17 protein-coding genes are annotated in these 13,211 nt (G+C 65.0%); all 17 read left to right on the top strand.

Features of this window, described 5'->3' with window-relative positions; translation table 11 throughout:
• The 17 genes from ABID41_RS14920 (at position 1) to rpmC (ending at position 13,198) form a co-directional block, all read left to right on the top strand.
• Positions 1-1,959, top strand: coding sequence for an alpha/beta hydrolase family protein (locus ABID41_RS14920; RefSeq protein ID WP_354297918.1), 1,959 nt, complete (start codon positions 1-3; stop codon positions 1,957-1,959).
• A 63-nt stretch (positions 1,960-2,022) separates the two neighbouring features.
• Positions 2,023-2,358, top strand: coding sequence for a TFIIB-type zinc ribbon-containing protein (locus tag ABID41_RS14915; RefSeq protein ID WP_331931930.1), 336 nt, complete (start codon positions 2,023-2,025; stop codon positions 2,356-2,358).
• Between the two features lie 330 nt (positions 2,359-2,688).
• On the top strand, positions 2,689-3,060 hold the full coding sequence (gene rpsL / locus ABID41_RS14910; RefSeq protein ID WP_056018026.1) for a 30S ribosomal protein S12: 372 nt from the start codon (positions 2,689-2,691) through the stop codon (positions 3,058-3,060).
• 12 nt (positions 3,061-3,072) lie between these two features.
• A complete protein-coding gene (gene rpsG, locus ABID41_RS14905) occupies positions 3,073-3,546 on the top strand; it encodes a 30S ribosomal protein S7 (protein WP_331931929.1) in 474 nt (157 codons plus the stop codon).
• A 99-nt stretch (positions 3,547-3,645) separates the two neighbouring features.
• A complete protein-coding gene (fusA, locus tag ABID41_RS14900; protein WP_331931928.1) occupies positions 3,646-5,724 on the top strand; it encodes an elongation factor G in 2,079 nt (692 codons plus the stop codon).
• 48 nt (positions 5,725-5,772) lie between these two features.
• Entirely contained in the window at positions 5,773-6,963 is a 1,191-nt protein-coding gene (gene tuf, locus ABID41_RS14895) for an elongation factor Tu (protein ID WP_354297917.1), read from the top strand.
• 180 nt (positions 6,964-7,143) lie between these two features.
• Entirely contained in the window at positions 7,144-7,986 is an 843-nt protein-coding gene (locus ABID41_RS14890; protein WP_354297916.1) for a GIN domain-containing protein, read from the top strand.
• A 306-nt stretch (positions 7,987-8,292) separates the two neighbouring features.
• Positions 8,293-8,601: a 30S ribosomal protein S10 gene (gene rpsJ / locus ABID41_RS14885; RefSeq protein WP_110449816.1), complete on the top strand. Its 309-nt coding sequence runs from the start codon at positions 8,293-8,295 to the stop codon at positions 8,599-8,601.
• A gap of 14 nt (positions 8,602-8,615) precedes the next feature.
• On the top strand, positions 8,616-9,365 hold the full coding sequence (gene rplC / locus ABID41_RS14880; protein ID WP_331929398.1) for a 50S ribosomal protein L3: 750 nt from the start codon (positions 8,616-8,618) through the stop codon (positions 9,363-9,365).
• Positions 9,365-10,003 (top strand): 50S ribosomal protein L4, encoded by a 639-nt coding sequence (rplD, locus tag ABID41_RS14875; protein WP_331929400.1) that lies wholly within the window; start codon positions 9,365-9,367, stop codon positions 10,001-10,003. The genes rplC and rplD overlap by 1 nt, the downstream gene beginning before the upstream one ends.
• On the top strand, positions 10,003-10,302 hold the full coding sequence (locus ABID41_RS14870) for a 50S ribosomal protein L23 (RefSeq protein WP_312166998.1): 300 nt from the start codon (positions 10,003-10,005) through the stop codon (positions 10,300-10,302). The genes rplD and ABID41_RS14870 overlap by 1 nt, the downstream gene beginning before the upstream one ends.
• Before the next feature lie 4 nt (positions 10,303-10,306).
• Complete coding sequence (gene rplB / locus ABID41_RS14865) at positions 10,307-11,143, top strand: 50S ribosomal protein L2 (RefSeq protein ID WP_331929404.1); 837 nt, start codon at positions 10,307-10,309, stop codon at positions 11,141-11,143.
• A 3-nt stretch (positions 11,144-11,146) separates the two neighbouring features.
• Positions 11,147-11,425 (top strand): 30S ribosomal protein S19, encoded by a 279-nt coding sequence (rpsS, locus tag ABID41_RS14860; protein ID WP_331929406.1) that lies wholly within the window; start codon positions 11,147-11,149, stop codon positions 11,423-11,425.
• Positions 11,426-11,427: 2 nt separating this feature from the next.
• A complete protein-coding gene (gene rplV / locus ABID41_RS14855) occupies positions 11,428-11,808 on the top strand; it encodes a 50S ribosomal protein L22 (protein ID WP_331929408.1) in 381 nt (126 codons plus the stop codon).
• A complete protein-coding gene (gene rpsC / locus ABID41_RS14850) occupies positions 11,808-12,566 on the top strand; it encodes a 30S ribosomal protein S3 (protein ID WP_331929410.1) in 759 nt (252 codons plus the stop codon). The genes rplV and rpsC overlap by 1 nt, the downstream gene beginning before the upstream one ends.
• 9 nt (positions 12,567-12,575) lie before the next feature.
• A complete protein-coding gene (gene rplP / locus ABID41_RS14845) occupies positions 12,576-13,004 on the top strand; it encodes a 50S ribosomal protein L16 (protein WP_331929412.1) in 429 nt (142 codons plus the stop codon).
• Positions 13,004-13,198, top strand: a complete 195-nt coding sequence (rpmC, locus tag ABID41_RS14840) for a 50S ribosomal protein L29 (RefSeq protein ID WP_331929414.1) — start codon at positions 13,004-13,006, stop codon at positions 13,196-13,198. The genes rplP and rpmC overlap by 1 nt, the downstream gene beginning before the upstream one ends.
• Positions 13,199-13,211 lie beyond the last annotated feature (13 nt).

The raw sequence follows: 13,211 nt of genomic DNA, 5'->3' as shown, positions 1-13,211 counted from the left end.
ATGAAGAGTCTTCGGCTCGCGGCCGCGGGGGCGGTTGCAGCATGGGCGGGCGCAGCGAACGCCGAGCCGCCGCCAGCGTCGGCGTTCGGGCGCATCGGTGCTGTCGTGGAGGCGGTGATCTCGCCGGACGGAAGGCGCGTCGCGATGCTCGGCGGCGTCTCCGACCAGCGGATCATCTCGATCGCCACGCTGGACGAGCCGGGCCTGCCGATTCTCCAACTCGGCGACGTTGAGGCCATCGGCCTGCAATGGGCCGGCGACGAGTTCGTGCTCGCGCAGCTCGCTTATTGGGAAAAGACCGGTCCGCGCGCGGCTTACCGCCTGGAGCGGAACGTCACGGTCACACTGGAAGGCAAGGCGGTGGCGCGCCTCTTCGAGAATGATCCGGTGTCTTCGCTGCTGACTGAGCAGCAGGTCGTGGGGATCACCAACGGCACGCCGCCGCGGGCCATGGCTGTGGGCCTGATCGAGTCCAGCGGTCCAAGCTCGAACATGAACACCAAGCTGCAGCGCAAGGGCTTCGAGTCGCCCTATGTCACCGCGCTCTACAGTGTGGATCCCGCGACGGGCCGCGGAAAGCTGATCGAGCGCGGCGACTACGACACCCAGGGTTGGGAAGTGGACGCCGAGGGCGCGCCCCGCGTGCGCCTTGAGATCGACGAACTCAATCATCGATTCACCGTCAGCGGCCGTCCGAAAGGCAAGGGTGGCTGGTCGGCGGTTTACCAGGGAGCGGACTTCGAAAGCCGGCGTTTCTACCACGGCTATTCGGTTCCAGACGAAGGTGTCTATCTGGGGCTGGACAACAAGCTGGTTCTCAAGCGCCTGGCGGATGGCGCTGTCAGCGTCCTGGCCGACGGCTCTGCCAACGGCCAGCCCAGCTTGGTCTGGGACGAACACCGGATGACTGCGGTGGGCGTGCGTACGGGGCTCGAGAAGCCGGTCTTCAACTGGCTGGACCCCCAGGTCGGGGCCGCGCACGCGACCCTGGCCAAAGTGTTTTCGGGCAAATCGGTAGCGCTCTGGAATTGGTCGGCCGATCGCCAGCGCTTCGTGGCGCGGGTCAGCAGTCCGAGCGCCCCAGGCGCCTGGTACCTGTTCGACAGTGCGCGCAAGGAGGTCTCGCCGTTAGGCGAGGAGTACCCGGAATTGGCCGGCGTGCAGCTCGGCCCGACCCGCTGGATCACTTACAAGGCGCGGGACGGCCTGGAGATCCCGGCCTATGTCACCACGCCGCCGGACCACGTGGCTGGGACCAAGGCGCCGCTCATCGTGCTGCCGCACGGCGGGCCGACCAGCCGCGACAACTATGACTTCGACTACCTCGCGCAGTTCCTGGCCAGTCGCGGTTATGTCGTCCTTCAACCTCAGTTCCGGGGCTCATGGGGCTTTGGCTCCGCCTTCGAAAAGGCGGGCCTCGGCGAGTGGGGCGGCAAGATGCAGACCGACCTGCTGGACGGCGTCCAGGCCCTGGCCACTGAGGGGCTGATCGATCCCGCGCGCGTCTGCGTGGTCGGGGCGAGCTTTGGCGGCTATGCGGCCCTGGCCGGCGTCAGCCTCCACCCCGAGGCCTATCGCTGCGCCGTCTCGATCGCCGGCATTGGGGATCTTGGCCAGCTCATCGTCGAGAAGGGCCGTCTCTATGGCCTTCAGTCGGGGAGCCTGGGTGAGCTCAAGGTCGCCTTGGGCCAGGCCACGCCGGACAAGCTCACGGCGACCTCGCCGGCGCGGCAGGCGGCCCAGGTGCGTGCGCCGGTCCTGCTCATCCACGGAACCGAGGACACCGTGGTCTTGCCCGATCAGTCGCGGACCATGGCGAACGCCCTCAAGGCAGCAGGCAAGCCCTACGAACTGCTGCTCCTGGATGGGGAAAACCACTACCTGACCCGCTCCAAGACGCGGACGCAGGTTCTGGAGGCTACGGAGGCGTTCCTCGCCAAACACCTCCCGGTGGGCTGATCTGGTTTGGTTTCCGGCGATCGGCTCCCTAGATCAGGGGGGTGATCACCGAGGATGCGACTGATGCCGCTGCTGCTTTGTCCCAACTGCAACGTCTCGATGCAGAACGTCGCGCGTTCTGGCGTCGAGCTGGACATGTGTCCGAGCTGTCGGGGCGTGTGGCTCGACCGTGGCGAACTGGAGAAGCTTCTCGGCGCGGGCCGCGAGGCGCAGCAGGACGAGGCCCGGGCCAGGGAGCGGTTCGACCAGGAAGTGGACACCTTCCACCGCGACCCCGACGCATGGAAGCGCGAGCATTCCTACGACGCCGAACGCAAGCGCTACCGCTACGAGGACGACGACTACTACCGCCACAAGAAGAAAAAGAAGGGCTTCGACATCTTCGACATCTTCGACTGACCAAGGCCGCGGCGAGGCGTCCGCGGCGCGCGGGGGAGGGACGTTCGAACGGCGCCGCCCCCGCGCTAAGCGTCGGAAAAGCCAATTCCTTCACAAGCGTTGACGGGAAGTGGCTTCGCGAGTAAGAACCGCGCTCCTTTCGAGGCCGGGGATTCCATCCTCAGTCCCGATGAACGGTTCGCCCCTTGGGGCGGCCAGGCCCGCCGGAGCGCACGACGTCGCGCGCCGGCGAGTTTTTGCGTTCAGCGGGTGGTTTCGAGACAACGAACGAACCGAACCCCTATCGAGGCGCTACGGCCAAACGGCACACGCCTCCAGAGCAGAGATTAGATGCCAACAGTCAACCAGCTCATCCGCAAGCCTCGGCAAGATAAGCCGTCGCGTAACAAGGTGCCGGCCCTGAAGGGCTGCCCGCAACGCCGTGGCGTCTGCACCCGCGTCTATACGACGACCCCGAAGAAGCCGAACTCCGCGCTTCGTAAGGTCGCCAAGGTGCGTCTGACGACTGGCATCGAAGCGGTGTGCTATATTCCCGGTGAAGGCCATAACCTGCAGGAGCACTCGGTGGTGCTGATCCGCGGCGGCCGCGTGAAGGACCTTCCGGGTGTCCGCTATCACATTCTGCGTGGCGTGCTCGACACCCAAGGGGTCAAGGACCGCAAGCAGCGTCGCTCGCTCTACGGCGCCAAGCGTCCGAAGTAAGGAATAAGAAGAATGTCCCGCCGCCGTCGCGCCGAGAAACGAGAAGTCCTGCCGGATCCCAAGTTCGGCGACCTCACCGTCACCAAGTTCATGAACTACGTGATGTACGAGGGCAAGAAAGCCGTAGCCGAGAACATCCTCTACGGCGCCTTCGACATCCTTGAGGCCAAGCGCAAGGACCAGACCCCGCTGGAGACATTCCACGCGGCTCTGGAAAACGTCGCTCCTGGCATCGAAGTCCGTTCGCGCCGCGTCGGCGGCGCCACCTATCAGGTGCCGGTCGAAGTCCGTCCGGATCGCCGCAAGGCGCTGGCTATCCGCTGGCTGGTGACCGCTGCGCGCAAGCGCGGCGAGAACACCATGACGGAAAAGCTCGCCGCCGAGCTGCTGGATGCGGCTTCGAACCGCGGCACGGCCGTCAAGAAGCGTGAAGACACGCACAAGATGGCCGAAGCCAACCGCGCCTTCTCGCACTACCGCTGGTAAGACCCGGCATCCATCGCTTTCCGGCGCGGGCGGTTTGAGTTAAACCGCCCGCGCCGTTCGTTCATACCCAGAACGCCTTTATCCAGCAGAGCTTCCGCTATGCCCCGCACGCACAAAATCGAAGACTACCGCAACTTCGGCATCATGGCGCACATCGACGCCGGCAAGACGACGACGACGGAGCGGATCCTCTACTACACCGGCAAGAGCCATAAGATCGGCGAAGTCCACGACGGCGCCGCCACCATGGACTGGATGGAGCAGGAGCAGGAGCGTGGCATCACGATCACCTCCGCCGCGACGACCGCGTTCTGGAACGGCAAGCGCCTGAACATCATCGACACCCCCGGCCACGTGGACTTCACCATCGAGGTCGAGCGTTCGCTGCGGGTCCTCGACGGCGCGGTGACCGTTCTGGACGGCAACGCCGGCGTTGAGCCGCAGACCGAAACCGTCTGGCGTCAGGCCGACAAGTATAAGGTTCCGCGGATCGTCTTCGTCAACAAGATGGACAAGCTCGGCGCCGACTTCGACAAGTCGGTCGAGTCGATCCGTGACCGTCTGGGCGCCAAGGCTGTTCCGATCCAATTCCCAATCGGCGCTGAATCGGCGCTGAAGGGCCTGGTCGACCTGGTCCGCATGAAGGCGGTCGTCTGGGACAACGACGGCCTGGGCGCGTCCTTCCGTGACGAAGAGATCCCGGCCGACCTGATGGACAAGGCGGTCGAGGCTCGCCAGTACCTGATCGAGAACGCCGTCGAACTCGACGACGACGCGATGGAAGCCTACCTGGGCGGCGAAGAGCCCTCCGAGGAAACCATCAAGAAGTGCATCCGTAAGGCGGTTCTGACCGGCGCGTTCTACCCGATCCTCTGCGGCTCGGCCTTCAAGAACAAGGGCGTCCAGCCGCTGCTCGACGCCGTCGTCGACTATCTGCCGTCGCCGGTGGACATTCCGCCGACCCCGGGCATCGACTTCAAGACCGAAGAGCCGGTCGTGCGCCACGCCTCGGACGATGAGCCGCTGTCGGTTCTGGCGTTCAAGATCATGGACGACCCCTTCGTGGGCTCGCTGACCTTCTGCCGCATTTACTCGGGCAAGCTCGAGACCGGCATGAGCCTGATGAACTCGACCCGCGACAAGCGCGAGCGCGTCGGTCGCATGCTGCTGATGCACTCGAACAACCGCGAGGACATCAAGGAAGCCTATGCCGGCGACATCGTCGCCCTGGCCGGCCTGAAGGAAACCCGCACCGGGGACACCCTGTGCGATCCGACCAAGTCGCCGGTCATCCTCGAGCGCATGGAATTCCCGGCGCCGGTTATCGAGATCGCCGTCGAGCCCAAGTCGAAGGCTGACCAGGAAAAGCTTGGCGTCGCCCTGGCGAAGCTGGCCTCGGAAGACCCGTCCTTCACCGTCTCGACCGACCACGAGTCCGGCCAGACGATCCTGAAGGGGATGGGCGAACTGCACCTGGACATCAAGATCGACATCCTGAAGCGGACCTACAAGGTCGAAGCCAACATCGGCGCGCCGCAGGTGGCCTATCGCGAGAGCCTGGGTAAGAAGGCCGAGATCGACTACACCCACAAGAAGCAGACCGGCGGTACGGGCCAGTTCGCCCGCGTGAAGCTGGTGTTCGAGCCGGGCGAGCCGGGTTCGGGCTTCGTCTTCGAAAGCGCCATCGTCGGCGGTGCGGTGCCGAAGGAATACGTCCCGGGCGTTGAAAAGGGCCTGAACTCGGCCAAGGACAACGGCCTGCTGGCCGGCTTCCCGCTGATCGACTTCAAGGCGACCCTGATCGACGGCGCCTACCACGACGTCGACTCCTCGGTGCTGGCCTTCGAAATCGCTTCGCGCGCCGCCTTCAAGGAACTGCGCGAGAAGGGCGCTCCGAAGCTGCTCGAACCGATCATGGCCGTCGAGGTCGTGACCCCGGAAGAGTACTTGGGCTCGGTCATTGGCGACCTGAACGGCCGTCGTGGCATGATCCAGGGCCAGGACACGCGCGGCAACGCGATCGTCGTCAACGCCTTCGTCCCGCTGGCGAACATGTTCGGCTACGTGAACACCCTCCGCGGGATGTCGCAGGGCCGCGCCCAGTTCACCATGCAGTACGATCACTACGATCCGGTGCCGCAGCACGTCGCCGACGAAGTGATCAAGAAGTACGCCTAACCCCAACCCTAGTTTAGAGAACAAGCCCAAACAGGGCTGGAGCTTGAAATGGCCAAAGAAAAGTTCGAACGCAATAAGCCGCACTGCAACATCGGCACGATTGGTCACGTTGACCACGGCAAGACGACGCTGACGGCGGCGATCACGATGACGCTGGCGAAGACGGGCGGCGCGACGGCGAAGAAGTACGACGAGATCGACGCGGCTCCGGAAGAAAAGGCCCGCGGCATCACGATCAACACCGCGCACGTGGAATACGAGACGCAGAACCGTCACTACGCGCACGTCGATTGCCCCGGCCACGCCGACTACGTGAAGAACATGATCACGGGCGCTGCGCAGATGGATGGCGCGATCCTGGTGGTGTCGGCGGCCGACGGCCCGATGCCGCAGACCCGCGAGCACATCCTGCTGGCCCGTCAGGTCGGCGTGCCGGCTCTGGTGGTGTTCATGAACAAGGTCGACATGGTCGACGACGCCGAGCTGCTGGACCTGGTCGAGATGGAAGTGCGCGAGCTTCTGTCGTCCTACCAGTTCCCGGGCGACGACATCCCGATCGTGAAGGGCTCGGCCCTGGCCGCGGTCGAAGGCCGTGACCCGGCGATCGGCGAAGACCGGATCCTGGAGCTGATGACCCAGGTGGACGCCTACATCCCGCAGCCGGAACGTCCTGTGGACCTGCCGTTCCTGATGCCGGTGGAAGACGTGTTCTCGATCTCGGGCCGCGGCACCGTGGTGACCGGCCGTATCGAAAAGGGCGTGATCAAGGTCGGCGAAGAAGTCGAGATCGTCGGCATCCGTCCGGTCCAGAAGACCACCTGCACCGGGGTCGAGATGTTCCGCAAGCTGCTGGACCAGGGCCAGGCTGGCGACAACGTCGGCGTGCTGCTGCGCGGCACCAAGCGTGAAGACGTCGAGCGCGGCCAGGTTCTCTGCAAGCCGGGTTCGATCACCCCGCACACGAAGTTCGTGGCCGAGGCCTATATCCTGACCAAGGAAGAAGGCGGCCGTCACACCCCGTTCTTCACCAACTACCGCCCGCAGTTCTACTTCCGCACGACGGACGTGACCGGCATCATCCGCCTGAAGGAAGGCGTCGAGATGATCATGCCGGGCGACAACGCCGAGCTGGACGTCGAGCTGATCACCCCGATCGCCATGGACCAGGGCCTGCGCTTCGCCATCCGCGAAGGCGGCCGCACCGTCGGCGCCGGCGTCGTGGCCAAGATCGTCGAATAACGATCCAAACCACACACAAGACAATCAGGCCGCCGGAGACACCCTCCGGCGGCCTTTTTGCGTTCTGAGAGGCTGTAGAGCCGGATGACCTGCAGGTCATGACCTCGAATTAAGCTGACCGGAATCCGCGCGGGCCATACCGTCATTCCCAGAATGTTGTTCAGGAGGGAGCAAAGGCACATGCGTCTTCAAATGATGCTTGCGGGGCTCGGCATGGCCTTCATCGCCAGCGGCGCGCATGCGCAGTCGCCGCGGGTGGAGATCAAGGATGCGGTCGCGCGGGTGACGGTGATCCCCGAAGCCCGCAGCGACGTGAAGGTCGAGTTCCTCTCATCCAACCCGCAGTTGCCGCTCCAGGTGCGCGAGGCGGGCGGGAAGGTGATCGTCGACGGTCGTCTCGACAGGAAGATCCGCAGTTGTTCAGGCGACTCCGAGGAAGGCCAGGCCTCCGTCCAGGTCTCCGGCGTCGGCCGCGTGGCCTACGCCAATATGCCGCAAGTCGTGGTCCGGACACCCAGGGACGTCGAGGTCGAGGCGGGCGGCGCGGTGTTCGGCGTGATCGGCAGGTCCGACAGCGTGAAACTCTCCAATGCCGGATGCGGCGACTGGACGGTCGGTAATGTCCGGGGAGCGCTGCGCCTCAACATGGCTGGTTCGGGCGACACCCGGGTCGGAACCTCCGCCGGCGCCACCCTGCGCGTCGCGGGCTCCGGAGACGTCACCATCCAGGCCATCACAGGTCCGCTGGACGCGAACATCGCCGGCTCCGGCGATGTGTGGGCTGCGGGCGTCCACGGCGGAAAGGTCGACGTGAAGATCGCCGGCACGGGCGACGTGAAGATCGCGAGCGGGCAGGGGGGCGCCATGACCGCTTCCGTCGCCGGTTCCGGCGACGTGGTGTTCGACGGGGCCGTCCAGTCGCTGAAGGCCCGGATCGCCGGCTCGGGCGATGTCCGGGTCAAGGCCGTCAAGGGCGAGGTCTCCAAGGCCGTGATCGGCTCGGGCGACGTCATCGTCGGCTGAGGCCGAGGGGCTGGCGGTCGCGCCGAGGCCTTGACGAGTCCGAGTCGCACACGTATAGACGCGCCTCCTGTTGGACCGGCTGTGTGCTTCGAAGTGATTTGGAGCACAGACGCGGTTCGCGGAACGGCCCTGAAACCGGTGGAAATCGGTCGTTCAGGGCAGGGCCCTCGCGAAGCCTTCGCGCGGGCTCATGTCGTTTTTGCGGACTTACGCGTACGAGCGTCTCTTGAGGCGTTCGGGTTGGTCTTTGAAATGGTCAAAGTCACGCGGACGGACCGCCGTCTGTAGGGGAAACTAAAGAGCGATATGGATCGTCAGAACATCCGCATCCGGCTCAAAGCCTTCGATCACCGCGTGCTGGACCATTCCACACGCGAGATCGTCAATACGGCTAAGCGCACCGGCGCGACCGTCCGGGGGCCCATCCCCCTGCCGACGCAAATCGAAAAATTCACCGTCAACCGTTCGCCGCACATCGACAAGAAGTCGCGCGAGCAGTTCGAAATCCGCACGCATAAGCGCGTGCTCGACATCGTCGATCCGACCCCGCAGACCGTGGACGCGCTGATGAAGCTCGACCTGTCGGCTGGTGTCGACGTCGAGATCAAGCTGTAAGAGGGGATCGGTCGATGCGTACCGGCGTGATCGCCAAGAAACTGGGTATGGCGCGCTTCTTCGACGAAGCCGGCGCTCATGTCCCGGTGACCGTGCTCAGCCTCGACGGCTGCCAGGTCACGGGTCAGCGCACCCAGGAAAAGGACGGCTATGTGGCGCTCCAGCTCGGTGCTGGCGCCAAGAAGGCCAAGAACACTTCGAAGGCCCTGCGCGGCCACTTCGCCAAGGCTCAAGTTGAGCCGAAGCGCGAAGTCGCGGAATTCCGCGTCACCGAAGAAAACCTCATCGAAGTCGGCGCGGAGTTCACCGCGGACCACTTCGTCGCCGGCCAGAAGGTCGACGTGACCGGCGCCACGGTCGGTAAGGGTTTCGCCGGCGCCATGAAGCGCTGGAACTTCGGCGGTATGCGCGCGACCCACGGCGTTTCGGTTTCGCACCGTGCTCACGGTTCGACCGGTAACCGCCAGGATCCGGGCAAGACCTTCAAGAACAAGAAGATGGCCGGCCATCTCGGCCAGGAAACCGTCACCACCCTCAACGTCACGATCTGGAAGGTCGACGCCGAGCGCGGCCTGATCCTGGTGAAGGGCGCGGTGCCCGGCACCGAAGGCTCCTACGTGAAGATCCGTGACGCGGTTAAGGCCGCTCGTCCGGCCGAAGCTCCCGTCCCGGGCGGCTTCCGCAAGGCTGGCCAAGACGCTGCGGCTCCTGCGGTGGAAGAGGCTCCGGCTGAGGCGCCTGAAGCTGGGGGCGAAGAACAGTAATGAAACTCGACGTCATCAAACTCGACGGCGGGAAGGGCGGTTCGGTTGAACTGTCCGACGCCGTGTTCGGCATCGATGAGATCCGCGGGGACATCCTCCAGCGCATGGTCACCTGGCAACTCGCCAAGCGCCGCGCCGGCACCCACAAGATCCAGGTCCGCAACGAGGTCTCTCGTACGGGCAAGAAGATGTACAAGCAGAAGGGCACCGGCGGCGCCCGTCACGGTTCGCGCCGTGCGGCCCAGTTCGTCGGCGGCGCCAAGGCGCACGGCCCGGTCCTCCGCAGCCACGCTTTCGACCTGACCAAGAAGTTCCGCGCCCTGGCCCTGCGCCACGCGCTGTCCTCGAAGGCCAAGTCGGGCGCCCTGGTGGTGGTCGACACGGTCGCTCTGGCCGAGGCGAAGACCTCGGCGCTGCGCGCCAACTTCGAGAAGATCGGCCTGAAGAACGCGCTGGTGATCGCCGGCGCCGAGGTCGACGAGAAGTTCGCCCTGGCCGCTCGCAACATCCCGAACATCGACGTGCTGCCGAACGCCGGCCTGAACGTCTATGACGTGCTGCGTCGCCAGACCCTGGTCCTCACCAAGGACGCGGTCGAAGCGATCAACGCTCGCTTTGCTGAGAAGGAAGCCGCGTAATGGCCGACCCCGTCGCCCGCCACTACGATGCGATCCTGTCGCCGGTGATCACGGAAAAGGCCACGCTGCTCTCGGAGCAGAACAAGGTCGTCTTCCGCGTCGCCAAGGATGCGACCAAGGACGAAATCGCCGCCGCCGTCGAGGCGCTGTTCAAGGTCAATGTCACCAAGGTCAACACCCTGGTGGTCAAGGGCAAGACCAAGCGCTTCCGCGGCCGTCCGGGCCGTCGCTCGGACGTCAAGAAAGCTGTCGTGACCCTGGCCGAGGGCCAGTCGATCGACATCACCACGGGGCTCTGATCAGATGGCTCTGAAGCAATTCAACCCGACCTCGCCCGGCCGTCGCGGCCTCGTGCTGGTCGACAAGTCCGAGCTCCACAAAGGACGTCCGGAAAAGTCGCTCGTCGAAGGTCTGACCAAGTCGGGCGGTCGCGGCGGCAACGGACGCGTCGCCGTCCGCTTCCGTGGCGGCGGCGCCAAGCGTCTGTACCGCAAGGTCGACTTCAAGCGTCGGAAGTTCGACGTGCCAGCCACGGTCGAGCGTCTCGAGTACGACCCGAACCGCACGGCGTTCATCGCCCTCATCAAGTATGAGGACGGCGAACTGGCCTACATCCTGGCCCCGCAACGCCTGAAGGCCGGCGATGTCGTCATCGCCTCCGAAAAGGCCGACGTGAAGCCGGGCAACGCCATGCCGCTCCGTGGCATGCCGATCGGCACGATCATTCACAACATCGAGCTGAAGCCGCTGAAGGGCGGTCAGCTGGCCCGCTCGGCCGGCGCCTACGCCCAGCTCGTCGGCCGCGACGCCGGCTACGCTCAGATCCGTCTCGGATCGGGCGAACTGCGGATGGTGCAGGACACCTGCATGGCCACCGTCGGCGCCGTGTCGAACCAGGACCACATGAACCAGGTCCTCGGCAAGGCCGGCCGCAAGCGCCACATGGGCTTCCGCCCGCACGTCCGCGGCGTCGTCATGAACCCTGTGGATCACCCGCACGGCGGCGGTGAAGGCCGCACCTCGGGCGGTCGCCACCCGGTCACCCCGTGGGGCAAGCCGACCAAGGGCTCGAAGACCCGTACCAACAAGACGACGGATAAGTACATCATCCGTTCTCGCCACGCTCGGAAGGCTCGCTAAGCCATGACCCGTTCCGTTTGGAAAGGTCCGTTCGTCGACGGATACCTCCTCAAGAAGGCCGACACCGCTCAGTCGTCCGGCCGCAAGGAAGTGATCAAGACCTGGTCGCGTCGCTCCACGATCATGCCGCAGTTCGTCGGCCTGACCTTTGGTGTGTACAACGGCCAGAAGCACGTTCCCGTGCTGATCAGCGAAGACATGGTCGGCATGAAGCTCGGTGAGTTTGCTCCGACCCGGTACTTCCCCGGTCACGCGGCCGACAAGAAGGCCAAGAGGAAGTAACCATGGCAAAGCAAGCTAAAGAACGCCGCCTGTCGGGCGTCGAGGCGATGGCCAAGGTGACGACCCTGCGCACCAGCCCGCGCAAGCTGAACCTTGTGGCTCAGTCGATCCGCGGCCTGAAGGTGCAGCGCGCCCTCAACGAGCTGGAGTTCAGCCACAAGCGCATCGCCCGCGATGTGCGCAAGGCGCTCTACTCGGCCATCTCGAACGCCGAGAACAACCACAACCTCGACATCGACAATCTGGTCGTCGCCGAGGCTTTCGTGGGCAAGAACCTGGTGATGAAGCGCTTCGCCGCCCGCGCTCGCGGCCGTGCTTCGCGCATCGAAAAGCCGTTCAGCGAGATCACCATCGTGGTCCGCGAATTGGGTGAGGCCGCCTGATGGGTCAGAAAGTCAATCCGGTCGGGCTCCGCCTCGGCATCAACCGCACGTGGGACTCCCGCTGGTTCGCCAAGAAGGCGGACTACGGCAAGCTCCTGCATGAGGACATCAAGATCCGCCGGCAGCTCAAGAAGCGCCTGTACCAGGCCGGCGTGTCGCGGATCATCATCGAGCGTCCGCACAAGAAGTGCCGCATCACCATCTATGCCGCGCGCCCGGGCGTGATCATCGGCAAGAAGGGCGCGGACATCGACAAGCTGCGCAAGGACGTTGCGGCGATCACCGAGGGTGAAGTTCACCTGAACATCGTCGAAGTCCGTAAGCCGGAAACCGATGCTCAACTGGTGGCCGAGAACATCGCCCAGCAGCTCGAGCGCCGCGTGGCCTTCCGCCGCGCCATGAAGCGTTCGCTGCAAAGCGCGATGCGTCTGGGCGCCAAGGGCATGCGTATCGAGGTCGCCGGTCGTCTGGGCGGCGCCGAAATCGCCCGTACCGAGTCCTACCACGAGGGCCGCGTTCCGCGTCACACCCTCCGGGCCGACATCGACTACGGCGTGACCGAAGCCTCGACCACCTACGGCATCATCGGCGTGAAGGTTTGGGTCTTCAAGGGCGAGGTCCTCGACCACGACCCGATGGCCCTCGACAAGCGCCTTGCCTCCGAGTCCGGCCCGGCCGGCGAGGGCGGCGGACGTGAGCGTGGCGACCGCGGTGATCGCGGCCCGCGTCGCGATCGTCGCGAGCAAGCTGGAGCCTAAGATAGAGCCATGCTGTCTCCGAAGAAGACCAAGTACCGCAAGCAGTTCAAGGGCAAGATCCACGGCAACGCGAAGGGCGGCTTCACGCTGAACTTCGGTTCCTACGGTCTGAAGTCCGTCGAACCGGAACGCATCACCGCGCGCCAGATCGAAGCGGCTCGTCGGGCGATCACTCGCCAGATGAAGCGCCAAGGTCGCGTCTGGATCCGGATCTTCCCGGACCTGCCGGTGACCGACAAGCCGGCCGAAGTGCGTATGGGTAAGGGCAAGGGCGCGGTCGAGTACTGGGCCGCCCGCGTTCACCCCGGCCGCATCATGTTTGAAATCGACGGCGTGCCGGACGATGTCGCCCGCGAAGCCCTGCGCCTCGGCGCGGCCAAGCTTCCGGTGAAGACCCGTATCGTCACCCGCATCGACGCCGCCGTGGAGCACGCGTGATGAAGATCGACGAGATCCGGGCCATGACCCCCGACCAACTCGGCGAGGCCCTGCTTAGCCTGAAGAAGGAGCAGTTCAACCTGCGCTTCCAGGCGGCGACCGGCCAGGTCGAGAAGACCCACCGCGTGAACGAAGTCCGCAAGGACATCGCGCGGATCAAGACCGTCCTGCGCTCGAAGCAGGCCGCGGCCTAAGGAGACAACGAAC

Origin of the sequence: Phenylobacterium koreense (assembly GCF_040545335.1) — a bacterium.
GTDB classification, from domain to species: domain Bacteria; phylum Pseudomonadota; class Alphaproteobacteria; order Caulobacterales; family Caulobacteraceae; genus Phenylobacterium; species Phenylobacterium koreense.
The sequence above is the reverse complement of the archived record's forward strand: the minus strand, read 5'-3'. Positions and strand labels throughout refer to the sequence as shown.

Excerpts from the sequence above, each read along its gene's own strand:
- ABID41_RS14920 (WP_354297918.1), top strand. The coding sequence starts at position 1 with ATGAAGAGTCTTCGGCTCGCGGCCGCGGGGGCGGTTGCAGCATGGGCG.
- ABID41_RS14915 (WP_331931930.1), top strand. The coding sequence starts at position 2,023 with ATGCCGCTGCTGCTTTGTCCCAACTGCAACGTCTCGATGCAGAACGTC.
- rpsL (WP_056018026.1), top strand. The coding sequence starts at position 2,689 with ATGCCAACAGTCAACCAGCTCATCCGCAAGCCTCGGCAAGATAAGCCG.
- rpsG (WP_331931929.1), top strand. The coding sequence starts at position 3,073 with ATGTCCCGCCGCCGTCGCGCCGAGAAACGAGAAGTCCTGCCGGATCCC.
- fusA (WP_331931928.1), top strand. The coding sequence starts at position 3,646 with ATGCCCCGCACGCACAAAATCGAAGACTACCGCAACTTCGGCATCATG.
- tuf (WP_354297917.1), top strand. The coding sequence starts at position 5,773 with ATGGCCAAAGAAAAGTTCGAACGCAATAAGCCGCACTGCAACATCGGC.
- ABID41_RS14890 (WP_354297916.1), top strand. The coding sequence starts at position 7,144 with ATGCGTCTTCAAATGATGCTTGCGGGGCTCGGCATGGCCTTCATCGCC.
- rpsJ (WP_110449816.1), top strand. The coding sequence starts at position 8,293 with ATGGATCGTCAGAACATCCGCATCCGGCTCAAAGCCTTCGATCACCGC.
- rplC (WP_331929398.1), top strand. The coding sequence starts at position 8,616 with ATGCGTACCGGCGTGATCGCCAAGAAACTGGGTATGGCGCGCTTCTTC.
- rplD (WP_331929400.1), top strand. The coding sequence starts at position 9,365 with ATGAAACTCGACGTCATCAAACTCGACGGCGGGAAGGGCGGTTCGGTT.
- ABID41_RS14870 (WP_312166998.1), top strand. The coding sequence starts at position 10,003 with ATGGCCGACCCCGTCGCCCGCCACTACGATGCGATCCTGTCGCCGGTG.
- rplB (WP_331929404.1), top strand. The coding sequence starts at position 10,307 with ATGGCTCTGAAGCAATTCAACCCGACCTCGCCCGGCCGTCGCGGCCTC.
- rpsS (WP_331929406.1), top strand. The coding sequence starts at position 11,147 with ATGACCCGTTCCGTTTGGAAAGGTCCGTTCGTCGACGGATACCTCCTC.
- rplV (WP_331929408.1), top strand. The coding sequence starts at position 11,428 with ATGGCAAAGCAAGCTAAAGAACGCCGCCTGTCGGGCGTCGAGGCGATG.
- rpsC (WP_331929410.1), top strand. The coding sequence starts at position 11,808 with ATGGGTCAGAAAGTCAATCCGGTCGGGCTCCGCCTCGGCATCAACCGC.
- rplP (WP_331929412.1), top strand. The coding sequence starts at position 12,576 with ATGCTGTCTCCGAAGAAGACCAAGTACCGCAAGCAGTTCAAGGGCAAG.
- rpmC (WP_331929414.1), top strand. The coding sequence starts at position 13,004 with ATGAAGATCGACGAGATCCGGGCCATGACCCCCGACCAACTCGGCGAG.